Origin of the sequence: Pedococcus bigeumensis, assembly GCF_039531795.1 — a bacterium.
Classification (GTDB): Bacteria; Actinomycetota; Actinomycetes; order Actinomycetales; family Dermatophilaceae; genus Pedococcus; species Pedococcus bigeumensis.
The window spans coordinates 179,886-200,901 of record NZ_BAAAQS010000003.1 but is presented as its reverse complement, the minus strand read 5'-3'; the positions used below and the strand labels follow the sequence as shown (position 1 = coordinate 200,901).

Sequence of the window (21,016 nt, the reverse complement as noted above, 5' to 3'; positions counted from 1 at the left end):
CGGGGTATCACAGCAGGCCGGGGCTGCCAGTGCGGACTTACCCATATGCGTTTCACGTCGCCCTCGACGGCAACGGGCTGAACGGCCTCGAGGGCAGGGCAGGCGTGTGCCTGTTCCACTACGACCCCGTCACCGGCGACCACGCCTACAAGGTCACCTACTTCGGCGGCGCGTCCGGGGGTCACGCGCCGAGCGTCGACCCGAGCCGGCGGATCGGCTTCCTGGGCAACACCGGTCAGCACCTGCTCTTCTACGACCTCGCGACGCTGGAGGAGGCCGACCGCGTCTCGACGCTGCGGTTCGAGGTGCCCGACACCACGATCAAGGGGAGCACCCACCTCGTCTGGCTCGACGACACGCAGTTCGTCACCTCGATCGGCGAGCACCTGTGGAAGTTCGACGTCAACCGCCTGACGAAGGCCGAGCAGATCGCGCCGCACGGCCTCAAGATCCCGCACGCGATGAAGCGCACCGCCTCCGGTCGCTACCTCGTCTACGGCGGGATGGACCACCCGACCAGGGGCGAGGCCAAGGAGGTCGGCATCCTCGACACGGTGACGGGCGAGGTCCGCCGGATCGCGCTGCCGACCACGTGCTGGCACGTCGTGTGCCACCCGGTGCTCGACGTCTTCTACGCGATCTCCTTCAGGGTCAACGCCGCCGACCGCTCCGACTACGAGCACTGGGGGATGGCGTGGCTGCGGCAGTACGCGTTCGAGATCGACGCCGAGGACGGTCGAGTCGTGCGTCACTGGGCCGCCGACCGCGACCTGCCGGCCCACATCAACTCCGACGTGACGATCTCCGACTCCGAGCTCATCTTCTGCACCGGCGGCAGCCACACGGTGGTCTTCGTCGACCTGCTCACCCTGAGCCGGCACCGGCTCATCGACGAGCACCCGGGAGCGCTGGAGAGCCTCGCCCTCACCCGTCAGTCGGCCAGCACCGTCGCGGAGTCGTTCATGCGGGGGAACTTCTTCGGCAACTCCAACCTGTATGCCGAGTCGTTGCGGGTCAGCCGGGGTGCCCTCGTCGACGGCATCTACGCGTGTCAGCTCTCGGCCGACCAGACGCTGCTGTTCACCGCGAACCGCGGCCAGAACCACATCACCGTCTACGACTACCCGTCCCTGGAGGTCCGCGACCGGATCGTGATGCCCGAGCTCCAGGAGTTCGACCCACGGCTGGCCGCCTGGGGTGACCCCCGGCTCGGGTTCCACCACTCCTACCTCGTCAGTCCCGACGCACCACCTCCCGCAGGAGCACTCTGATGGCCGACTACACGATCGACAGCACCGTCTTCGGCGGGAACACGTTCAGCTCCGACGTCACCGCGGACGTGACCTCGACGCTCACGGGGCTGGACGCCATGAAGCTGACCCTCGCCGGTGGCACCACCAACACGAACAACGGCGAGAACACCGTCCACAGCGACGCCACCATCACCCTCGAGCCGGTCACGACGACGTCGACGGTCAACACGACGTCGCGCCTCGACTCGAGCTCCGACGTCACGTCCACCGCGAACGTTGCCACGACGTCGAGCGTCGACCTCAAGCCGGTGGCCGTCGACACCTGTGTGCGGCTCGAGCTCGGTCCCCCGCCGGCGACCGAGGTGTGCACGCCCTACGAGCAGACCTGGGGTTGGTCGGTGCTCGGCCTGGAGCTGTTCGCGCTCACCGTCCGTGGCAGCGCGACGACCCACATCCGGCCCGAGCACCAGGGCCCCGTCGTGATCGACCGGTGAGCTGCTCATGACCACTGCTCGTCGCCGACCAGCCAAGGCCACCGCCAAGCCCGCCGCCAAGCCCGCCGCGGCCACCGGGGGACGCAAGGCGGCGCCGGCCGACGCCATCGTGCTGACCGGTCCGCCCGGACTCCTCAGGGCGACCGTCTCGGTCGAGAACGCCGTCGACCAGCGCGTCGCGGTGCGGGGACTGACCTTGCACCGCAGCGGGCACCAGGCCGTCACGGGAGCGGGAGCAGCGGTGATCGCGCCCGGTGCCACGGCTCAGCTCCCGGTGTCGTTCCGGCTCGCGCCTGACACCGCGCCCGGTGAGTACCAGGCGGAGGTGGAGGTCGGGGGCATCCGCCGGGGCGCGGTGCTGCGCGTCGAGCCCGACCTCTCGATGCGCGTCTCGCCCCGGCGGGTGCTGGCCGGAGTGGGCGACACGGACGTCTCGATCACGGTGACCAACGACGGCAACCTCGCCATCCCGCTGGCCGCCGTCGTCCGCGCCCGCACCGACGACGGGGGGCCCGACCCGGGCCCCGACGTCACCCTCACGCTGGCCGACGCGACCACTGTCGCACCGGGTTCCACCTCCGTGGTCCGGGGCAGCCTCGGCGTGCCCCGCGACCTCGACCCCACTCGGCGGCACACCGCACGGGTGCCCGTCGGCACGGCCGACCTCGACGTCATCATCCTGCCTCGCGACCCATCGGAGTGATTCCCATGAGCACCACCGCACCCGAGTACCTCACCTCCCTGCGCGACGGCTTCGCCGACGCCGTGCAGCAGTGGGTGGACCAGTCGACGACCGCCTGGGACCAGTGGCAGCAGGCCTGGTCGCCGCTCGCCGAGGCAGCTGGCCTCGGTATGCCGGGTGCTCCCCGCCCGGCGGTCGGTCGCCGGTCCAGGGGTGGGCACGACCACCACCACGGGGCCGACCACCGCCACGAGCACGCACCGGGCCACCGGCACGACGAGCTGGGCTGTGGTTGTGGGGGATCCGGCTGCCGCGAGTCCGCCCACGAGCACGACCACCACGACCACCACGACCACCACGACCACCACGACCACCACGACCACCACGACCACCACGACCACCACGACCACCACGACCACCACGACCACCACGACCACCACGACCACCACGACCACCACGACCACCACGACCACCACGACCACCACGACCACCACGACCACCACGACCACCACGACCACCACGACCACCACGACCACCACGACCACCACGACCACCACGACCACCACGACCACCACGACCACCACGACCACCACGACCACCACGACCACCACGACCACCACGACCACCACGACCACCACGACCACCACGACCACCACGACCACCACGACCACCACGACCACCACGACCACCACGACCACCACGACCACCACGACCACCACGACCACCACGACCACCACGACCACCACGACCACCACGACCACCACGACCACGCAGGCTGCGGCTGTCACGACCGGTGGGGGTGCGGCGACGGGTGCGACTGCTGCGTGCCCGCTGCGGACGTGGTCGTCCGCGCCAGGGTGGGCGAGGTGCGGGTGGTGCCCTTCCTGCTGCACAACCCGTGGCGACGCGAGCGCGAGGTCGCACTCGAGGTCGGGCCCTGGCACGGCTGCACCGGCGACGACCTCGAGGTCCGCGCGGTGCTGGAGGAGGAGAAGGTCGTCCTCAGGCCGTGCGAGGACCGGGTCGTCCGGCTGGTGGTCTCGACGCGCGGCCCGAAGGACGACAGCTCGTCGAGCAGCAGGACCGACGATGTCGTCAGCAGGGCCGAGCCGAAGGCCGCGACAACGGACGCGCCGGCCCAGCTCGCGAAGGAGGCCGTCGCCGAGGCGCCGGCGCGCGAGGCCGTGGACGTGGTGCTCGCCCCGAGGAGCCGGACGGCCGACGTCGCCTCCTGCGCGACTGCCTACGCGGACGTCCGTTTCGAGGGCTGCGCGCGCCCGCAGCGGGTCGCCGTCGTCGTGCTGCCGGCAGAGTGCGACGCGGTCGACGTGGGTTGCGACTGCGGATGCTGCTGCTAGGAGGACTGTCATGACCGAGAACAACAGCACCGACGAGACGCTGGCCCGCATCACCGAGCTCGCCCGCCAAGCCCTGCAGTCGCAGTCGACCCTGGCCAAGCAGTCACTGGAGCTGGGTCGAGCCGCCCTGTCCGGCGACGTCGACCGGTCCACCACCGGCAAGGCCTACCTCGACGCCGTGAGCCGGGAGGGCGCGCGCTACTGGCGTGAGGCCAGCGCGCTCGGCCTCGACTACGCCAGTGAGCTGATGGCGCTGGGCACCCGGAGTGCGGCCCGGATCATCAGCGATGCCTCCACGGCCGGCGGCACCAGGGTGCGCCGAGGTGCCACCGCCCGCAACGGCGCCCCGGCTGCGCCGCCGGGGGAGCCGGACGACGGCATCCGGCGCTCGCGGGTGCTCCTGCGGGCCGCCGTGGGACAGACCGCCCAGGGTACCGTCACGGTCGTCAACCGGCACCCGCGCACCCGCCGCGTCGAGCTCGAGCCGAGCGACCTGCGCGACGCCACTGGCACCGTCGTCGCGCTGAGCCTGGAGGTCGATCCCGACCACGTCACCATCGCGGCGGGCGAGGAGCACCAGGTCCGGATCACCGTCGACCTGGACGCGACCGTCGTGCAGCCCGGTCAGCAGTACGTCGGGAGCGTGACCGTCAGCGGCGGCGACGAGGCCATCCTGGAGGTGACCGTCGAGGTCGCGGGCTGACCCCCTCGGTGTCCGCCAGCGGGGCGGCGACCAGGTCACGGGCGGCGCGCACCTCGGGGTGCAGCCGTAACCCCTCGCGCGCCCATCGGGGCAGGTCCGGGCTCACCGCCAGCCACGCCAGCGAGGCGGCCACCGACGCCCGGGCCGGCCGCGCGGCATACCCGAGGGCCTGGGCCTTGGCGGAGGCGTACCAGTAGAAGCGGCCCACGGTGGACGCCTCCTCGCGCGTGGTCAGCGGTGTCGTGTCACGCAGCCGGGCCCACCACTCGGTGGCGGCGGAGACGGCCCACGCGCTGCCCGCGTCCATCTCGGCGAAGGGGCCGGGGAGCCCCGCGAGGTCGGACACGAGGGTGTGGAGCATGCGCCAGCTGACGTCCTCGCCGCCGAGCAGGTAGCGCTCGCCGGCCACGCCGCGCTCCAGCAGGCCCACGTGGCCGGCGCCGACGTCGCGGGCGTCGACGACGTTGCACCCACCGGGGAAGGTGCTGCGGGTCGGGTCGAGCAGGTAGCGCAGGACGATGGCGTTGCTCGGGGCGAGGCGCGTGAAGGATCCACCCAGGACCACCGTCGGCAGGGCGAGCACGACCTCGAGGTCGAGCCGGCGACCGGTCGCCAGGGCGATCTCCTCCTGGGCGACCTTGCTCGCGTAGTAGGCCGGTGCCGGCTCGGGCCCCAGCCGGTCGTGCTCGGAGCGGGCGCGCGGCAGCAGGCTCGACCCGCACGTGACCGACGACGACGTGACCACGGCCCGTGTGACCCCCGCTGCCGCGGCAGCCTCGAGGACGGCACGGGTGCCCTCGGTGTTGACCTGGTCGACCTCGGCAGCGCGAGCGTCGCCGAAGGCGTAGACAGCGGCGCAGTGCACCACGGCGGCACATCCCCGCAGTGCGCCCCGCAGGGCTGCCGGGTCGGTCAGGGCCGCAGTCCGGGCGGGCACGGTATGGCGGCCGATCCGCACGCTCGTCCTGCGCTGGTCCGGGCCGGGTCGCGTGATCGCGAGCACGTCGTGACCGGCGGCCACGGCAGCCGCCACGACCTGGCCACCCACCATGCCGGTCGCGCCGGTGACCGCGACCTTCACCGTGCACCCCTGACATGGCGGAAGCCGTGCGCATCGACCTGCGCAGCCGGGGTGGTGGCCGCGCCGCTCCCGGTGTGGTCGAGGTCGGGCCCACCGTCACCGAGCCAGTCGCCGACCGCACCGAGCACGAGGTCGAGCGCCTGGGTGAGAAGGGGCTCGGTGGGATCCATGGGCGGTCGTCCGATCCGGAACTCCCGACCCTCGAAGCAGGCCTCGAGGTTGTCGAACGTCGTGGTGAAGAACCGTCGATAGGCCTCTTCCAGCAACGGGTTTCGCAGCTCGGGCACGGCCGCGAGGTCGAGGCCTGCCCACGTCGGCGGCAGGGCGAACTGCTGTCGTCCGCGCACCACGACCAGCGTGCCCGACGGCGTCCGGGTGAAGGTCAGGCTGCCGTCGTCGAACTCCGCGGAACCGTTGGGGCTGCTGACGGTCCGCCAGGTGAGGCGGTGGCGGTCGGCGCTGCGCTCCACCAGCTCGATCTTGCAGACGTCGATCGGCTCACCACCCCAGGCGGCCAGGTAGTTGGGTTGCGGGAGGTAGAGGTTGCGCTCGGCCTGCCGTGTGCGGGCCGTGCCGCCGGAGGACGTCGACGAGACGGTGACCCGCCGTCCGCCGACGTAGTCGGCCATCAGGCTGATCCCGGCGGCCACGTCCACCCGGGCGACCCAGTCGTCGAAGTCGGCGCGGACCTCTCGACCGACCTCGAAGAGGGTCGCCCCGTCGACGAGGCGCCAGCGCATCCCGTCGGCGTTCTCCGGGAGCCCCTCGACCATCGCGTCGAACGCGGCGAAGAACGCCGGCAGCCCGTCATAGGCGCTGACCGGGTATGCCGCCGGGTCGAAGCCCAAGGGCACCTCGCGGCGGTCGACGGTGTCCTTGTCCACCCCGCTCGACCAGGCGAGTGCGCCCTGTCGGGCGGCCCCGACGGCACCGAGGACCGCGGTGAGGGGAAGGTGTCCGGCCGGGTCGTCCGCGGCGACGACGAGCGGGGTGAGGACGGCGCGCACGGTGGCGAGCACGGGGTCGACGTCGGAGGCGCCGTCGTCCGGCCCACCGGTGGCCGCGCTGAGGACGCGGGCCAGGCGCGGCTCCACGGCCACCGAGCGGGCCGCGCTGCGGGCGAGGGGATGGGCCGCGCGGGCGCCGTCGAGGGCGGTCAGGGATCCCTCGGTGCGTCCGGGGGAGGAGCCCACTGCGAGCTGGGCGCGCGCGAACAGCGGCGACGTCGACCGGTCCAGCCCCAGCAGGGTCGCCGTGGCGCTGTCCGCGGCCAGCGGGTCGGTGGCCACCACGAGGGTGCGGCTGTCGAGCGGCTGGGGGAGGCGGCCGCCGTCCGGGCCGATGCTCGCCGCGAGCGCGTCGACGACGACGAGGGCCGGCGGGAGGTGGCCGAGCAGGTCTGTTGCGACGTCGGCGGCATCGGCGCCAGCCAGCTCGGGGGCTGCGCCGAGGAGGGTCGTGAGGCACGCGGCATACCCGTCGGTCAGGTCGGTGACGGCGCGGCCGACGACCACCCGCGTCGGCGACTCCGCCCACACCCGTGAGACGAGGTGACCGGACAGCACGCTCGCGTCCGGGACGGGCGCGGTGACGAGGTCGCTGCCGAGGTCGACGACGTCGTAGCTGCGACCGGTCGCGGTGCGACCGTCGAGGCCGGCCAGCCGAGCGAGCTCGGGCACCGAGTGGTGTCCACGGTCGCGGTCGTAGGAGTGCACGGTCGCACCGACGACGACGGAGCTGCATCCCTTGTCCTGCAACAGGTCCACCACTGCGTGGACGACGGCGGCGGTGACAGGCGTCGGCTGGCGCAGCCGCACGAGCACCACACCGGCGCCGGCGAGCTCCGGGGCGAGCGCGGAGACGGCCGACCCGAGGGCGTCGAAGCCCCCACCACCGACCACGATGCAGGCCAGCGGGTCCCGGCTCGGCACACCTCGGGGTGCCACCCGTCCATGAAACCAGCGCGCCCTCGCGAGCGACAGGGGGCGGTGCCATAGTGAGGAGGTGGCCGACGACATCGACATCCAGCAGCACATCAAGGGACTCATCGACGAGGAGCACGGCCTGCGCGGCAAGCTCAGCGCCGGCGAGATCAGCGTCGAGGAGGAGAACCAGCGACTGCGCCGCATCGAGGTCGAGCTCGACCAGTGCTGGGACCTGCTGCGCCAGCGTCGCGCCAAGCGCGAGTTCGGGGAGGACCCGGCTGCTGCAGAGGTGCGCGACGCCGGCACCGTGGAGAACTACCGGGGCTGACCGGCCCAGGCCGGCGCAGGCCTGGGCAGGCCGGGGCACGCGGCGCAGGCCGGGGTATCGGCACCCGGCCCGGTCCTCCGGCGTGTCCGGGTGGACACTGGAGTGAGGAGTCCTACCCTCGAAACAGGCCGGAACCCGACACAAGGGGGTGCGCCATGCGCACATCACTCGTCCACCTGCACGTCCCCCACCCGCACGTGCCACACCATGAGCCGACGTGGTGGCTGAGCCACAGTCTCGTCGCCGTCGCCGCCGCGGCACTCGTGATCTACGGGGCCGCCGTGCTGCTCGTGCTCGCCGGGGTGCTGCTCTTCTCCTGAGGCGTCACCAGCGTCGGTCGACCCACTCCTGGAGGTGGGGCAGCTCCACCCCGATGACGGTCGAGTCGCCGTGGCCCGGCAGCACCACGGTGTCCTCGGGCAGCGTGAACAGCCGCGACCGCACCGACTCGATGATGGTGTCGAAGTCGCTGTAGTCGTGGCGGGTGGCGCCCGGGCCGCCAGGGAACAGCGTGTCTCCGGTGAACACGACCCCGAGCGACGGGGCGAAGAAGCAGCAGGACCCAGGCGTGTGGCCCGGGGTGTGGAGGACGTGCAGCTCGACGTCGCCGACGGTCAGCACCTGGCCGTCGGCGAGGGCCACATCCGGGGAGACGGGGTAGAGCTCGTCCCACAGGAAGCGGTCGTCCGGGTGGAGGTGGGCCGGGGCCCGCGTGCCGTCGCAGACCTCGCCCACGGCGTCGATGTGGTCGAAGTGGCCGTGGCTGACGAGGACCCCCCGCACGCGCTGCTCGCGCGGGATCGACGTGACGATCGCGCGGCCGTCGTGGCCCGCGTCGATGACCAGGCACTCCTTGTCGTCGCCGATCACCCACGTGTTGTTCTCGAGGGGCACGGCCCCGTCGGGTCGGTCGAGGGTTCCTGCGGTGACGATGCGTGCGATGCGCACGCCGCCCGGGGAGGGTGCGATGTCCGGCATACCCCCCATCCTCACCCATGGACGCTACGCTCGCGAGGGTGAGCAGGATCTTCACGACGAGCGTTGCCGCGGTCTACCCCCACTACGTGAACAAGGTGGAGAAGAAGGGCCGCAGCCGGGCCGAGCTGGACGAGGTGATCCAGTGGCTGACCGGCTTCGACCAGGCCGCCCTGGGACGACACCTTGCGGAGGAGACGACCTTCGCGGACTTCTTCGCCGCTGCGCGGCTCAACCCGAACGTCTCGAAGATCACGGGGTCGGTCTGTGGTGTCCGGGTCGAGGAGGTCGAGGACCCGCTGATGCAGAAGATCCGCTACCTCGACAAGCTCGTCGACGAGCTGGCCAAGGGCAAGTCGATGGACAAGGTGCTGCGCGCTTGACGACCGACGAGCGACACGGTCTCTTCGTCTACGGCACCCTCGCGCCGGGACGGCCGAACGCGCACGTGATGGACGGGATCGTCGGCACCTGGGAGCCGGCCACGGCGAGGGGCACGCTCCTGCCCGACGGGTGGGGTGCGGCCATCGGCTACCCCGCGATCGTCCTCGGTGACGACGGCCCGGAGGTGTCCGGCCTGCTCTTCCGCTCGGACGAGCTGGAGGCGCACTGGGACCGGCTCGACGAGTTCGAAGGGGAGGGCTACGACCGCGTGCTGACGATGGTGACCCTCACCGACGGCGTCGCGGCGCGGGCCTACACGTACGCCCTCCGTCGGTAGTCGTCAGTCGCCCGGGACCCAGTCGACGAGCCGGTCGAGCACCTGCGAGTCACCTTCGAGGGTCAAGGACCGCACCGGGATCCGGCCATACATCGACAGGACGATCTGGCTCGCCGACCCCCGGCCGGTCAGGGTCGCCGCATCCGCCGGGGCGCCACCATCCGGGAGTCGGGCGAAGCGGGCGCCGTCCCCGTCGAGCCAGAGCCGCCAGGCCGGCCCCTCGGTGGACACGTAGTCGAGCGTCGCCGGGGCATGGGGCCAAGGGTAGGTCGTGGCGTTGCAGGTCGAGAGGAACTCCTCGACGCCGTCGACCGCCGCCTCGTCAGGCAGCGGCTGCGGTGCGCCGAGCCCGACCTGCGCGTCGTAGGTGTGCACCGCGACCTCCTGCAGCTGGTGCCGCGCCACCGCGCCGGCCGTGAGCGGTGACTGCGACTCGGGCCACCACGCCCAGCACCCGCGATCGGGTCCGGCGTCACGGAGGGCGGCGTCGAGCTCTGCGACCGACTCGGCCAGCCAGCGCTGGAGCGCCTCGTGCGCGCGGGGCGCCGGCGGCCCGTCGGTCGGTGCGGTGCCGGCGGGCCGTTGGTCGGCCGGCCCGAACGCGACGATCGTCGCCCAGCGGCGCCGTCCCTGGCCGACGTGCTCGGCGAGGTCGAAGAGGGTCCACCCAGGGCAGGTCGGCACCGGGACGCCCAGGTCAGGTGCGGCGGCGACCAGGGCCAGGAAGGCGCCGGACCGCTCGTCGAGCAGCCGCAGCAGGTCGGGGAAGTCCGGTGTCGTGTGCACCCCGGCTGTCTACCAGCACCAGGACCGTGGGCGACACCGCTTTTCGCGGCGCATCGGTAGGAAGGGTGGCACCATCGATCGTTTCTTGCCCGGGGGACGGGCGCAGCAGCAGACCGGTCAGCCACCGCCCCGGTATGCCGCGCGCCCAGGTGTGGGTAGGCGTGCTCAGGCGTGGTCGCTGGCGCCGATGCGGGCCCGCAGGCCGAGGCTGAACACCTCGGCGGGAGGCTTCTGCGACGACTCGAGCCGGCGGTAGGCGGTCGGGGTCGCGCCCACCTCGGCCAGGAACTGGCGGTTGAAGTTGGCCATGTTGCGGTAGCCGCTGTGCTCCGCGACCTGGGCGATCGAGGCAGGGGTGGTGTCGAGCAGGCGGCGGGCGTGCGCGATGCGCAGCTTCTTGACCATGTTGCTGAACGTCATGCCGGTGGCACTGCGGAAGTACTTCGAGAACGTCGGCTCCGACATGTAGGCGAGCTTGGCGGCCGTGGAGAGCCGGATGTCGTCGGTGAGGTTCTCGAAGATGTAGGCCAGACCTGCCTCGACGGCGTTGAGCGAGTTCGGGTCGGTGGGGCGGCCGAGCCACTCGCTGGCCACCACCTCGCGCTCCTCCTGGGGGGCGCGCGCGAAGATCGAGAGGAGGCGGAACAGGCTCGCCACCTGCTCCGTGCCCTCGGTCCGGACCACTTCGAGGATGTTCTCCGCGGCGCGCCACGCGGTGGCGCCGGAGAAGACGATGCCCCGCGCCGACTGGGCGAGGATGTCGTCGATCTCCTGCAGCTCGGGGATGAGCCGCATGCACTCGCGCACCCACTCGTCGGTGAACTGGATGACGGCGTCACGGTCGACGGCCACCTGGCCGGGAGGCAGGTCGCTCACCCAGTCGTGGGGGAGCAGCGGCCCCATGAGGCTGACGTGACCCGGGGCGAACGTGCCCACGTGGTCGCCGGCGATGAAGCTGCCGTGGGTCTTGGTGATGAGGTGGATCTCGTACTCGGGGTGGGCGCCCCAGCCGCAGATCTCACTGGGGAAGTCGTGGGTGAGGGCACGGAAGGCGTGCTGCGGGTCAGGCGGGATCACCTCGCGGCGCGGCGCAGCGGGATAGGGGTTGCCCGGCTGGCGACCGGTGGGGAAACCGACCACGGCCCCGCCCCCGTCAGCGACCGCCCCGGACGTGGGGATGCCCGCGAGGACGCGCCGCGGCGTGCCTGTCGACTGATACGAAGTCCTCACCTCCATCTGCTCCAGCGTGCGGGTAGAGCCGATCGAGACCTCAGTGTGCCGCACGGATGCTCAGGCGTGAAGGGCCCTGCTCAGATGAGCGGGATGGGAAAGTATCGAAAGACTGGCGAAGGCGTCATTGTCCGGTCCGTCGCGTCGCGGCCACGCTGTGGTCATCCCGGCACCGCGGCCAGGACCAGGTGAGCCCACCTCGTCCTCGGCGGAAGGCGGGGAGCAACCAGCAAGAGACACCAAGCAAGAGACCAAGCAAGACATGGCTCACCTACCAAAGGAGTTAGGCATGCTCTGTTCGAAGCGCGCCCTGACCGCGGGTGCGGGCGTGGTGGCAGCCGCGCTCGCCATGGCGGCCTGCTCGTCGGGCAACGTATCCAGTGGCGGCGGCGGAGGCGACAGCAAGAACGTCACCCTCAACCTGGCCACCGTGAACAACGGCCAGATGAAGGACATGGAGAAGCTCAAGGGGGAGTACGAGAAGGCTCACCCCGGCACCAAGATCAACTTCCAGGTGATGGAGGAGGGCGACCTCCGCGCGGCGGTCACCGCCGACGTCGCCAGCAAGGCCGGCCAGTACGACATCGTGACCATCGGCGCCTACGAGACCCCGCAGTGGGGTGCGAACGGTTGGCTGGTCGACCTGACCGAGCCGCTCAAGTCCGACGCGGCATACGACGTCAACGACCTCCTCCCGCCGGTGCGGGAGGCGATCTCCAACAACGGCAAGCAGTATGCGGTGCCGTTCTACGGCGAGTCGTCGATCCTCATGTACAACAAGGAGGTCCTCGACAAGGCCGGGGTCACGCTCTCCGCCAACCCGACGTGGCAGCAGGTCGCCGACGCCGCGAAGAAGGTCAACTCCTCCTCGATGGCCGGGATCTGCATGCGCGGCAAGCCCGGCTGGGGTGACCTGTTCGCGCCGCTGACCACGGTCGTGCAGACCTTCGGTGGCAACTGGTACGACAACAGCTGGAACGCCACCGTCAACACCCCCGAGTGGAAGCAGGCGATCACGTTCTACAAGACGCTGCTCGACACCTCGGGTGAGAAGGACCCGGTCTCATACTCCTTCAACGAGTGCCTGACCGCACTCAAGGAGGGCAAGGCGGCCATGTGGGCCGATGCCTCGGTGGCCGCGTCGATGCTCGAGGCGGACGACTCCCCCGTGAAGGGCAAGATGGGCTACGCCCACATGCCGGTCGACAAGACCAAGGAGTCGGGCTGGCTGTGGAGCTGGAACCTCGCGATCCCGGCGACCACGAAGAACAAGGATGCCGCGATCGACTTCGTGAAGTGGGCGACGAGCAAGGACTACATCAAGCTCGTCGGCAACGAGGTCGGCTGGTCCAACGTGCCGCCCGGCTCGCGCACCTCCACCTACGAGCTGCCCGAGTACAAGAAGGCCGCTGCGGCCTACGCGCCCATCACCCTCGAGGTCATGAGCACGGTCAACCCCAAGCAGCCGGGCGTGAACCCGCAGCCCTGGGTCGGCATACAGTACGTGTCCATCCCCGAGTTCCAGGACGTGGGCAACCAGTGCGCCCAGCTGGTCGCCGACTACCTGGCCAACCGCGGCACGGTGGACGACGCCCTCGGCAAGTGCCAGAGCATCGCCAAGAAGGCGGGCGACGCGCACAAGTAGGCCCGCCCGGTCCTGAGGACCTCCGTCCGGTCTCGCACGGATGGAAGAACAGGGTGCCGGGGTCGTGACTCCCATCCGACCCCGGCACCCTCCCCAGGACCGCCGTCCGCCTCCGCCGGCACCCGCTTCGCCGGCACCCGCTTCCGCCGGCACCCGCTTCCGCCGGCACCCGCTTCCGCTGACACCCGCACCTGCCCAGCCCCGCACGTGCCAACCCACACCTGTCCACCCCACGACCAGGGGAGTTGCCATCATGGCCGTCACCGAGCTCGACACCGTCGTCGCGCAGACCGCGACAGACAAGCGGCGGGTCAAGACCACCTCCAAGGAGGTGTGGACCGCACGGTGGCTGTTGCTGCCGGCTGTCATCTTCCTCATCCTGCTGACCCAGATCCCCTTCCTCACGACCGTCGGCTACTCGACGATCCGCTGGAACCTGCTCTACCCCAACGACCGCGGCTTCACCTGGTTCAAGAACTACGGAAGCGCGCTGTCGTCGGGTGACCTGTGGCCGTCGATCGTGGCCACCGTCGTCATCACCGCCTCGGCGGTCATCTGCTCGCTGCTGTTCGGTTTGCTGTTCGCGCTCCTGCTGAACCGTTCGTTCCGCGGGCGGGCCCTGGCCCGGACCCTGATGATCACGCCGTTCCTGATCATGCCCGCGGCCTCGGCGCTGATCTGGAAGTACTCGATGTTCGACACGAACATCGGCATGCTCAACTGGCTCTCGCGCACCCTGCACCTGCCGGTGGTCTCGTGGAGCACCGAGCACCCGCTGCTGGCGGTCGTCATCGTGCTGACGTGGCAGTTCACGCCGTTCATGATGTTGATCCTGCTGGCCGGGCTGCAGGGCCAGGACACCGGGATCCTCGAGGCGGCGCAGGTCGACGGCGCCGGCCCGTGGCGCATCTTCACCTGGATCACGTTGCCGCACCTGCGGATGTACGTGGAGATCGGGGTCCTGCTGGGCGCGGTCATCATCATCCAGGTCTTCGACCCGATCGCGATCCTGACCAAGGGCACCGGCGGCACCAAGACGCTCGCCTACCTGCTCTACGAACGCGCGTTCATCGGTCTCGACGTCGGTCAGGCCGCGGCCTACGGCGTCATCACCGTCGTGCTCACGATCATCGTGGCCACCATCGCGCTCCGCACCCTGTTCAAGGTCTTCATGGCTGGAGGAAGTCGATGACACGCACTGCCCGGGGAGGCCTGGTCACCGCACTCACGTGGGTGCTCGTCCTGGTCTTCTTCTTCCCCGTCTTCTGGATGATCATCAACGGCTTCAAGCCCGAGTCGATCGCCTCGTCCATCCACCCCAAGGTGTTCTTCAGCCCGGTCACCACCGGCTACCAGCTCGCCATGGACCGCGGGATGAAGGGCTACCTGCTCAACTCCGTCACCGCGTCGGTGACCGCCACGATCATCGCCGTGGTGCTCGCGATCCCGGCCGCCTACGCCCTGAGCATCCGGCGGGTGAAGAACGTCGAGGGCGCCCTGTCGTTCTTCATCTCGACCCGCTTCATGCCGATGGCCGCGGTGGTCCTGCCGCTCTACATCATCCTCAAGAACCTCGGCCTGCTCGACAACATCTACATGCTCGCCGTCGTCTACGGCGCGGTGAACCTGCCCGTCACGGTGTGGATGATGCGGTCGTTCTTCCTCGAGGTGCCCTTCGAGATCGTCGAGGCAGCCCGCGTCGACGGGGCCGGGCTCTACCGCGAGATCGTGCGGATCGTCCTGCCCCTGGTGCTGCCGGGGGTCGCCTCCGCCGCGCTGATCTGCTTCATCTTCAGCTGGAACGAGTACTTCCTCGCCACCCTGCTGACCAGCAACGCGGCCCGGACCACGCCGCCGTTCCTCGGCAGCTTCGTCGACGGACGCGGACAGTTCCTCGCAGTCCTCTCCGCCGCCGCCACGATCGCGGCGCTTCCCGTCATCCTCGCCGGGTGGGTCGCGCAGAAACAGCTGGTGCGCGGGCTGTCCATGGGCGCCATCAAGTAACCGAGAGCCAGGACAACTCCCGTGACACACGAACCCACCGTCCACCACCGCGCCGCGGCCGGGGCGACCCTGCTCCCCGTCGTGCCCGAGTGGGTCTCCCAGCCGACCTACGACCGCTCGCAGGTCACCGCCTCGATCGTCCACTTCGGCGTCGGCGGCTTCCACCGGTCCCACGAAGCCGTCTACCTCGACACCCTGATGAACCAGGGCCAGGCGCTCGACTGGGGCATCTGCGGGGTCGGCGTGCTGCCGCACGACCGGCGCGTCATCGACACCCTCGACGCCCAGCGCGGCCTCTACACGCTGATCGTCAAGCACCCCGACGGGAAGTGGTCGGCCCGCGTGGTGGGCTCGATCGTGGAGGTGGTCTTCGCCCCCTCCGACCGCCAGTACGTCGTCGACCGGCTGGTCGACGAGCGCACCCGGATCGTGTCGATGACCATCACCGAGGGCGGCTACCTGGTCAACCAGGACACCGGTGACTTCGACGCCGACGACCCGGACATCCGGCTCGACCTCGAGCCGGATGCGGTGCCGCACACCGTGTTCGGGTACGTCGTGGCCGCCCTCGCGCGGCGCCGCGCGGAGGGCCGTGCGCCGTTCACGGTGATGAGCTGCGACAACCTGCCCGACAACGGCGACGTCGCCAAGCGGATGATCTGTGCGTTCGCCCGGCTCAGGGACCCCGGCCTCGCCGACTGGATGGAGGCCACCGTCGCCTTCCCCAACAGCATGGTCGACCGGATCACCCCGGTCACGACCGAGCAGGACATCGAGCGGCTCACCGACCAGTTCGGCGTGACCGACCTGTGGCCAGTGGTATGCGAGCCGTTCAGCCAGTGGGTCCTGGAGGACCACTTCACCCAGGGTCGTCCGCCGCTGGAGGACGCCGGGGTGCAGCTGGTCGAGGACGTCGTGCCCTACGAGCTGATGAAGCTGCGGCTGCTCAACGCCAGCCACCAGGCCATGTGCTACCTCGGCTACCTCGCCGGCTACCGCTACGCCCACGAGGTCTGCCAGGACCCGCTGTTCGTCCGCATGCTCGCGACCTTCATGGAGCGCGAGGCCAGCCCGACCCTTCAGCCGGTGCCCGGAGTCGACCTCGAGGAGTACCGCCGCCAGCTGCTCGAGCGGTTCGCGAACCCCGAGATCCGTGACCCGCTGACCCGCTTGTGCGCCGAGTCCAGCGACCGCATCCCCAAGTGGCTGGTGCCACTCATCCGCCACAACCTGCGCGACGGTGGGCCGGTCGACGTCTCCGCGCTCATCGTGGCCTCCTGGGCGCGGTATGCCGAGGGGCAGGACGAGCAGGGCAACCCGATCGAGGTGGTCGACCGGCGCAAGGACGCCGTCGTCGCCCGCGCCGCCCGCCAGCAGGACGACCCGTGCGCGTTCCTGCGCGACCCCGACCTGTTCGGCGACCTGGTCGACGACCCACGGTTCACCGCGGCCTACACCCGCGCGCTCACCGACCTGCACGAGCGCGGCGCCGTGGCAGCGACCGAGGCGGTCCTCGGGTCCTGACCGAGGGCGCGCTAGGCACCGCGTCGTTCAACTTGAAGATCGTCCGCTGAGCCCGCGCCCGGCGGTCCGTCGACACCCCTGGCGATCAGGGCATACCCGGTCAAAGGCAGATTCGGCGTAGTGTCAGTCCTGCCGCGCCGGGACCCGCTGGGTCCGCGCCGAGCTGAGGTCGTCCCGCCATGCCGAACGACACCGCACCACCCGTCCCAGGGCCACGACGCACCCTGGCCGAGTGCGCCGAGGACGTTCGCGCGGCGCGCGAGGAGGTGGCTGCCCGGCGGATGCAGCCGGTGACCCAGACCAGCCTGTTGTCGGCCCGTCGGGAGCTGCTGCGCGTGATGGAGGTCTACGCCGACGAGCTGATTGCACGCCGGCTGCCGGTGCCGCCCCAGCTGCGCGACGACCTGCGCCTGTTGCGCGACATCCGGAGCAACCCCGGGAGCGACTGGCACCGGCGGGGCAAGCCCCTCTAGGGGCCGCGCCGTGGCGGTCGGGGAAGGTGCCCGACAAACGCAGGAGGGCGGTTCGCTCGACAGTGTCGAAGAACCGCCCTCAGTGCGTCGGGGTGACAGGATTTGAACCTGCGGCCTCTTCGTCCCGAACGCGCTCGGGCAAATCGCAGGACCCGGATTCCACTGCAGGACAGTGCATTTGGGACTGGTCCGCACACCTGAAATCAACGAGTCTGAAGGTTCATGGGCTCGCGACGGGCTCGGACGGCTCAGGCTCGATTGATGCCGAACGGATCGGTATCGAACGTCTCGTCGTCGTCGCCCTCGTGCGTCACGACGAACATCGTGTGGCGTTCGATTCGCAGACCGGGCGCAGTTTCAATTCCGGCGAAACCGTCAGCATGCATCAGCTCACCAGTAGCCGCCTCGACGTCCTGCACCCGAATCGAGGCGTCTTCCTCAGTGTCATCTGGCCAGACGCGGAGGTAGGCGTCGCGTCCAGCGGAGATCACAACCTGCTCGTCGAGGATGCGGAAGTCCCACCTTCCGAGTACGGACAGGACGTCGCCCTGGGGACTCTCGTCGTCCACGTCGTCCACGTCGTCCATGTCGTCGTCTTCTGCCTCGTCGAGGTCGAACGCGAACGGAACAGACCCGCACCAGTCGAACTCGGCGTTGTTGAAGTCGCGAGCCGCGGTCATGAGCGTCTCCGCAGAGGCGAAGTAGGCACCCAGTTCCCTTTGTCGTCCGCTCCGGGTGAGGTTGGTCGCCAGATGAGCCCGCAGGGCCTCTACCAACTCATCGGCTCGCTGCTGGTACGCCTGCTTTGCCTTCTCGGTCCACTGCGATTCGCCAAAGTCCTCATCCACATCGGTGAGGCTACAGGCTGGGTATCTCGCTCGGTACGGATTTCCGCGGTCTTGACGATGGTGACTGAGCAACGCCCTCGGAGCAAGCCGAGGGGTCTGCTGCGAGGTGAATCACGTTGGGGGACAACACGTCTCGTTCTGCCCTACGCAGGGTGGCTCGGGCTGCTTCGGGTACCTCTCAGGAACCTTCTGAACGGAGACGCCTCAGCTCCAGATCCAGTCGACAAGTTTCCAAACGCCCAAGACGACGAGCGCAGCTGCCAGCACGATAAGAGTCAGCACACCGGAGTCGAAGAGCCGATCACGCCAAGTCCTGGGCAGGGTCTCAGGCTCGCTGAAGTCCGGTGGAGGCAATCGGCCATCGAGGAAGTAGCGCCCAGCGTGATCCTCGGTGCAGAAGCCGATGTTCTCCACGTCAACCCTCAGGTCTTTGGCGCCGCCGCCATCCTCTCGCCATACCTCGATGCCGAGCCAGCCGTCACCAGCCGGTGTTCCACAGTAGGTACATCGGAGTTCGGTGTCGGGCAGTTGCTCAGCCATTCAGACATTCTTGCTGACGCGGTGAGGGACGGACACTTCATTACTCCAGTGGGACCCAGAACCTACGGAGTGCCCGTCAGTCATGCGGCCGTGAGGACTTTGGGCCGGTTCTCGTGCTTGGTGGCTGCCGCGTGGTTGTGGTTGTTCGGGGCGCGAAGACAGCCCTCGTGTCCTGCTCGGTGTCCTTCTGTCGCCCACTCCCGAACGGCAGTCCAGAAGCCTAGGGTGGATCCGTGGCATCGCTCGATTGGATCAGGCGACTCTGGCCGTGGCGTGTGCTGCGGTCGCCCGACGGCTGGCCAGACATCACGCCTCCGACGATCCCTCCAGCTGGCCCACCCGTCTTTCGGAACGACCAGGAAGAGCCGCCGAGCCGGTAGCGGAGCAGGGGAGCCTGCCGGAGTGGTCGGGTCAAGGGTGGACGGAGTCCATCACGCAGTGACGCGTAGCGCCCTTGATGCGTCCCGGAGGCGGGCGGAGAGTGGAGCGCAGGGTCGGCAGCTCGAAGGCGACTGTCGCGCATACTGTGCACATGCCACAGAGGGGCGAGCAGCAACGGGTCTCGGTCGTGGGGATGTTGTCCCTCGCGCTGTTGATCGGTTCCGGCCTCGTCCTGGCAACGTCGTTCTTGATTCCCTGGCCACCGGTCGTGGGCTTGCTCGCGATCTTGGTGGGCCTTCTGGCCCTCGCCGGGGTTGTCGTGGTCGGGTTCAGGGGCAGCCGTCGCTCTGGACAGTCGGTTCGGGGTGCCGTTGGTCAGAGCGGTCGGGACGGACTGCGGTTCCTGCGCGACTTCCTGTAGCTGGGCGCATGATAAACGCGCCGCAGGGGCGGCGCTGTCACGCCGAGATGTGTGCTTCCGAGGCTGAGTGCTGCCAACATGGCCGGGTGCGCGAGTATCAGTGGATTCAGGAGCATTGGCCGGCTGATGCGCGTCGTGATCCGCGGTTCGAAGGGCTGCACGGTGCTGTCGCAGAGCTGAGGCAAGAGGGCGACCTGATGGGTTTCGCCATGATGTCTGTAAACCAGTGGGCGACTCAGAAGTGGAGACTGTGGCGAAGGCGCCTGGTGAGCGCGGAGGACCGTCCCGACCTCGACCTGTCCCTCTTCGATGAGAAGGAGGGGTTCCCGACGTCGTGGTGGACCATGTCTCCCGAGGAGGTGACTCGCATGTACGAGGAGTGCGTGGTGCGCGGTCGGCTGGAATGGGAGGGGTCGGTGTACGACCTGCGTTGGCTTCCTGCGGATGAAGCGGCGACCGTGCGAGCGGAGAGGTTCTGGGAGCCAGACTGACGAGTAGGCGGCTTCGCTGACATTGCCCCTGTCCTATGGCGGGGGCCTTTGCATGTCGCGCGGGGTGCGGTGGGGTGCGCAGAGGGCGCGAAGCGCCCGGAGCGCGGGGCCCCATCGCGGGCCCCCGCGCCTCGCGGCGGAGCCGCGCTTGAGCCAGTAAGGAAAGTCCTCACAACACACGCGGTTGTCGGTGGCGGATGCTTTGCTGCATGCGACTATCAAGGCGGCGTCGACGAGGAGGTTTCCCATGCCAGAGGACAAGAAGCAACGGGACGAGTTCAGCAAGAGGAACGACGGTCAGGTTAAGCCGCCGAAGTTCATCGCACCGCAGCCGTCACCACCGAAACCGGCCCAAGAGAAGAAGGACTAGGGGCAGATGCCCAGCGACGTAACTGGTCTTGTCGTCTTCGTCGCGTTGCTGGCCCCCGGCTTCTGTCATCTATTGGTCGTTGAACGGCAGCTTGCACCGGGCCGTCAGCAGCCCTCAGCTCTCCGGGAGTTGGCAACGGTCGGGCTGGTGAGTGTCCTTGCAGACGCCGTCGCCCTGATTAGCTACCTCCTCTTGGGCATGTGGCTGGACGGGCTCCCCAAATTGGAGACGTTTGCGTTTGAACGCAGCGCGTGGCAGGACCATCTCGGTCAGGGTCTAGCCCTCGGGTTGGGGCTCACGGTTGCAGCCTGCTTGTTGGCGTACGTGTGGGCGGCTGCAGACCTGGGTCGCGTGCTTCAGAGCCTGCTTAGTCGCAATCAAGCAACGGCTCTCCTTCTGCCACGCCATGCCGTCGACAAAACGTCCAGCTGGTGGCAGGTGCTTTTCGCCGAGCAGCCTGAGTCATACAAGTGGCTCGAGTGCACGATGACCGATGGAACCGGCGTGTCCGGTTGGTTGAATAGTTTCAACAACCGTGCGGATGAAGTTCCTGACCGTGACCTCGTGTTGGTCGCCCCCATCCAAACCTGGGGCGTCGGGGGAGCAAGCCTGCAGACCATTGCGAACGGCGTTGTCGTCATTAGTGCGCGTGATGTGCGGCTCATGAGAGTCGAGTACTTCAGCGATCCCCCGTAGGGGGCTGGCGTGGAGCAGGTCGGAGCCGGCCTGAGGCCGCGGTTCATGACCTCAGGGGCGTACGGGTGGAGGGCGACGTGGCCACTT

At 69.5% G+C, this 21,016-nt stretch carries 24 protein-coding genes; 17 read left to right on the top strand and 7 right to left on the bottom strand.

Translation table 11 applies throughout. From position 1 onward, the window contains the following. Window positions 1-29: 29 nt before the first annotated feature. Genes ABD262_RS11555 through ABD262_RS11535 form a run of 5 tightly spaced genes read left to right on the top strand, consistent with a single transcriptional unit; the run spans window position 30 to window position 4,490 of the window. Window positions 30-1,271: an NHL repeat-containing protein gene (locus tag ABD262_RS11555; RefSeq protein ID WP_344135907.1), complete on the top strand. Its 1,242-nt coding sequence runs from the start codon at window positions 30-32 to the stop codon at window positions 1,269-1,271. Then, a complete protein-coding gene (locus ABD262_RS11550; RefSeq protein WP_344135904.1) occupies window positions 1,271-1,747 on the top strand; it encodes a hypothetical protein in 477 nt (158 codons plus the stop codon). The genes ABD262_RS11555 and ABD262_RS11550 overlap by 1 nt, the downstream gene beginning before the upstream one ends. 7 nt (window positions 1,748-1,754) lie before the next feature. Further along, on the top strand, window positions 1,755-2,450 hold the full coding sequence (locus ABD262_RS11545; RefSeq protein WP_344135902.1) for a hypothetical protein: 696 nt from the start codon (window positions 1,755-1,757) through the stop codon (window positions 2,448-2,450). A 5-nt stretch (window positions 2,451-2,455) separates the two neighbouring features. Further along, a complete protein-coding gene (locus tag ABD262_RS11540) occupies window positions 2,456-3,787 on the top strand; it encodes a hypothetical protein (protein ID WP_344135899.1) in 1,332 nt (443 codons plus the stop codon). 10 nt (window positions 3,788-3,797) lie between these two features. After that, the gene (locus ABD262_RS11535) at window positions 3,798-4,490 is read left to right on the top strand and encodes a hypothetical protein (RefSeq protein WP_344135896.1); all 693 of its coding nucleotides are present in this window, start codon (window positions 3,798-3,800) and stop codon (window positions 4,488-4,490) included. Here ABD262_RS11535 and ABD262_RS11530 read toward each other — a convergent pair. Beyond that, window positions 4,438-5,571, bottom strand: a complete 1,134-nt coding sequence (locus tag ABD262_RS11530; protein WP_344135893.1) for an NAD-dependent epimerase/dehydratase family protein — start codon at window positions 5,569-5,571, stop codon at window positions 4,438-4,440. The genes ABD262_RS11535 and ABD262_RS11530 overlap by 53 nt on opposite strands. Continuing rightward, window positions 5,568-7,517 (bottom strand): DUF362 domain-containing protein, encoded by a 1,950-nt coding sequence (locus ABD262_RS11525; RefSeq protein ID WP_344135890.1) that lies wholly within the window; start codon window positions 7,515-7,517, stop codon window positions 5,568-5,570. Before ABD262_RS11525 ends, ABD262_RS11530 begins: the two co-directional genes overlap by 4 nt. A gap of 58 nt (window positions 7,518-7,575) precedes the next feature. Here ABD262_RS11525 and ABD262_RS11520 point away from each other — a divergent pair, with 58 nt between their 5' ends. After that, window positions 7,576-7,824 (top strand): DUF2630 family protein, encoded by a 249-nt coding sequence (locus tag ABD262_RS11520; protein ID WP_344135887.1) that lies wholly within the window; start codon window positions 7,576-7,578, stop codon window positions 7,822-7,824. Between the two features lie 155 nt (window positions 7,825-7,979). Continuing rightward, the gene (locus tag ABD262_RS11515) at window positions 7,980-8,144 is read left to right on the top strand and encodes a hypothetical protein (RefSeq protein ID WP_344135885.1); all 165 of its coding nucleotides are present in this window, start codon (window positions 7,980-7,982) and stop codon (window positions 8,142-8,144) included. A 4-nt stretch (window positions 8,145-8,148) separates the two neighbouring features. Here ABD262_RS11515 and ABD262_RS11510 read toward each other — a convergent pair whose 3' ends face one another. After that, window positions 8,149-8,802 (bottom strand): MBL fold metallo-hydrolase, encoded by a 654-nt coding sequence (locus ABD262_RS11510; RefSeq protein WP_344135882.1) that lies wholly within the window; start codon window positions 8,800-8,802, stop codon window positions 8,149-8,151. A 38-nt stretch (window positions 8,803-8,840) separates the two neighbouring features. Between ABD262_RS11510 and ABD262_RS11505 the strand changes: the two genes are divergently transcribed. Both ABD262_RS11505 and ABD262_RS11500 read left to right on the top strand, forming a co-directional pair. Beyond that, complete coding sequence (locus ABD262_RS11505) at window positions 8,841-9,182, top strand: DUF2200 domain-containing protein (RefSeq protein ID WP_344135879.1); 342 nt, start codon at window positions 8,841-8,843, stop codon at window positions 9,180-9,182. Next, window positions 9,179-9,520 (top strand): gamma-glutamylcyclotransferase family protein, encoded by a 342-nt coding sequence (locus ABD262_RS11500; RefSeq protein ID WP_344135876.1) that lies wholly within the window; start codon window positions 9,179-9,181, stop codon window positions 9,518-9,520. Before ABD262_RS11505 ends, ABD262_RS11500 begins: the two co-directional genes overlap by 4 nt. 3 nt (window positions 9,521-9,523) lie before the next feature. Here the strand turns inward: ABD262_RS11500 and ABD262_RS11495 are convergent, their stop codons facing one another. Together ABD262_RS11495 and ABD262_RS11490 are read right to left on the bottom strand one after the other, a co-directional pair. Then, the gene (locus ABD262_RS11495) at window positions 9,524-10,306 is read right to left on the bottom strand and encodes a maleylpyruvate isomerase family mycothiol-dependent enzyme (protein ID WP_344135873.1); all 783 of its coding nucleotides are present in this window, start codon (window positions 10,304-10,306) and stop codon (window positions 9,524-9,526) included. Between the two features lie 165 nt (window positions 10,307-10,471). After that, on the bottom strand, window positions 10,472-11,536 hold the full coding sequence (locus tag ABD262_RS11490) for a helix-turn-helix domain-containing protein (RefSeq protein WP_344135870.1): 1,065 nt from the start codon (window positions 11,534-11,536) through the stop codon (window positions 10,472-10,474). Window positions 11,537-11,825: 289 nt separating this feature from the next. Between ABD262_RS11490 and ABD262_RS11485 the strand changes: the two genes are divergently transcribed. The 5 genes from ABD262_RS11485 to ABD262_RS11465 all read left to right on the top strand — a co-directional run bounded on the left by ABD262_RS11485 (window position 11,826) and on the right by ABD262_RS11465 (window position 17,182). Beyond that, on the top strand, window positions 11,826-13,181 hold the full coding sequence (locus ABD262_RS11485; RefSeq protein WP_344135867.1) for an ABC transporter substrate-binding protein: 1,356 nt from the start codon (window positions 11,826-11,828) through the stop codon (window positions 13,179-13,181). Between the two features lie 253 nt (window positions 13,182-13,434). Next, window positions 13,435-14,373 (top strand): carbohydrate ABC transporter permease, encoded by a 939-nt coding sequence (locus ABD262_RS11480; RefSeq protein WP_344135864.1) that lies wholly within the window; start codon window positions 13,435-13,437, stop codon window positions 14,371-14,373. Next, window positions 14,370-15,185, top strand: coding sequence for a carbohydrate ABC transporter permease (locus tag ABD262_RS11475; RefSeq protein WP_344135861.1), 816 nt, complete (start codon window positions 14,370-14,372; stop codon window positions 15,183-15,185). The genes ABD262_RS11480 and ABD262_RS11475 overlap by 4 nt, the downstream gene beginning before the upstream one ends. 21 nt (window positions 15,186-15,206) lie before the next feature. Beyond that, window positions 15,207-16,709 (top strand): mannitol dehydrogenase family protein, encoded by a 1,503-nt coding sequence (locus ABD262_RS11470; RefSeq protein WP_344135858.1) that lies wholly within the window; start codon window positions 15,207-15,209, stop codon window positions 16,707-16,709. Between the two features lie 179 nt (window positions 16,710-16,888). Continuing rightward, window positions 16,889-17,182, top strand: coding sequence for a hypothetical protein (locus ABD262_RS11465; protein WP_344135855.1), 294 nt, complete (start codon window positions 16,889-16,891; stop codon window positions 17,180-17,182). Window positions 17,183-17,430: 248 nt separating this feature from the next. Here the strand turns inward: ABD262_RS11465 and ABD262_RS11460 are convergent, their stop codons facing one another. Together ABD262_RS11460 and ABD262_RS11455 are read right to left on the bottom strand one after the other, a co-directional pair. Continuing rightward, window positions 17,431-18,030 carry a hypothetical protein gene (locus ABD262_RS11460; RefSeq protein ID WP_344135852.1) on the bottom strand — a complete coding sequence of 200 codons (600 nt, stop codon included), beginning with the start codon at window positions 18,028-18,030 and terminating at the stop codon, window positions 17,431-17,433. Window positions 18,031-18,234: 204 nt separating this feature from the next. Further along, window positions 18,235-18,570 carry a hypothetical protein gene (locus tag ABD262_RS11455; protein WP_344135849.1) on the bottom strand — a complete coding sequence of 112 codons (336 nt, stop codon included), beginning with the start codon at window positions 18,568-18,570 and terminating at the stop codon, window positions 18,235-18,237. A 532-nt stretch (window positions 18,571-19,102) separates the two neighbouring features. On the opposite strand from ABD262_RS11455, the gene ABD262_RS11450 reads away from it, so the two are divergent. The 3 genes from ABD262_RS11450 to ABD262_RS11440 all read left to right on the top strand — a co-directional run bounded on the left by ABD262_RS11450 (window position 19,103) and on the right by ABD262_RS11440 (window position 20,929). Beyond that, entirely contained in the window at window positions 19,103-19,372 is a 270-nt protein-coding gene (locus tag ABD262_RS11450; protein WP_344135846.1) for a hypothetical protein, read from the top strand. A gap of 86 nt (window positions 19,373-19,458) precedes the next feature. Continuing rightward, a complete protein-coding gene (locus ABD262_RS11445; RefSeq protein ID WP_344135843.1) occupies window positions 19,459-19,863 on the top strand; it encodes a hypothetical protein in 405 nt (134 codons plus the stop codon). 376 nt (window positions 19,864-20,239) lie between these two features. Continuing rightward, window positions 20,240-20,929: a DUF6338 family protein gene (locus ABD262_RS11440; protein WP_344135840.1), complete on the top strand. Its 690-nt coding sequence runs from the start codon at window positions 20,240-20,242 to the stop codon at window positions 20,927-20,929. The last annotated feature ends 87 nt before the right edge of the window (window positions 20,930-21,016 follow it).

Excerpts from the sequence above, each read along its gene's own strand:
- ABD262_RS11480 (WP_344135864.1), top strand. The coding sequence starts at position 13,435 with ATGGCCGTCACCGAGCTCGACACCGTCGTCGCGCAGACCGCGACAGAC.
- ABD262_RS11515 (WP_344135885.1), top strand. The coding sequence starts at position 7,980 with ATGCGCACATCACTCGTCCACCTGCACGTCCCCCACCCGCACGTGCCA.
- ABD262_RS11550 (WP_344135904.1), top strand. The coding sequence starts at position 1,271 with ATGGCCGACTACACGATCGACAGCACCGTCTTCGGCGGGAACACGTTC.
- ABD262_RS11535 (WP_344135896.1), top strand. The coding sequence starts at position 3,798 with ATGACCGAGAACAACAGCACCGACGAGACGCTGGCCCGCATCACCGAG.
- ABD262_RS11510 (WP_344135882.1), bottom strand. The coding sequence starts at position 8,802 with ATGCCGGACATCGCACCCTCCCCGGGCGGCGTGCGCATCGCACGCATC.
- ABD262_RS11475 (WP_344135861.1), top strand. The coding sequence starts at position 14,370 with ATGACACGCACTGCCCGGGGAGGCCTGGTCACCGCACTCACGTGGGTG.
- ABD262_RS11540 (WP_344135899.1), top strand. The coding sequence starts at position 2,456 with ATGAGCACCACCGCACCCGAGTACCTCACCTCCCTGCGCGACGGCTTC.
- ABD262_RS11450 (WP_344135846.1), top strand. The coding sequence starts at position 19,103 with ATGCCACAGAGGGGCGAGCAGCAACGGGTCTCGGTCGTGGGGATGTTG.
- ABD262_RS11440 (WP_344135840.1), top strand. The coding sequence starts at position 20,240 with ATGCCCAGCGACGTAACTGGTCTTGTCGTCTTCGTCGCGTTGCTGGCC.
- ABD262_RS11485 (WP_344135867.1), top strand. The coding sequence starts at position 11,826 with ATGCTCTGTTCGAAGCGCGCCCTGACCGCGGGTGCGGGCGTGGTGGCA.
- ABD262_RS11545 (WP_344135902.1), top strand. The coding sequence starts at position 1,755 with ATGACCACTGCTCGTCGCCGACCAGCCAAGGCCACCGCCAAGCCCGCC.
- ABD262_RS11455 (WP_344135849.1), bottom strand. The coding sequence starts at position 18,570 with ATGGCTGAGCAACTGCCCGACACCGAACTCCGATGTACCTACTGTGGA.
- ABD262_RS11465 (WP_344135855.1), top strand. The coding sequence starts at position 16,889 with ATGCCGAACGACACCGCACCACCCGTCCCAGGGCCACGACGCACCCTG.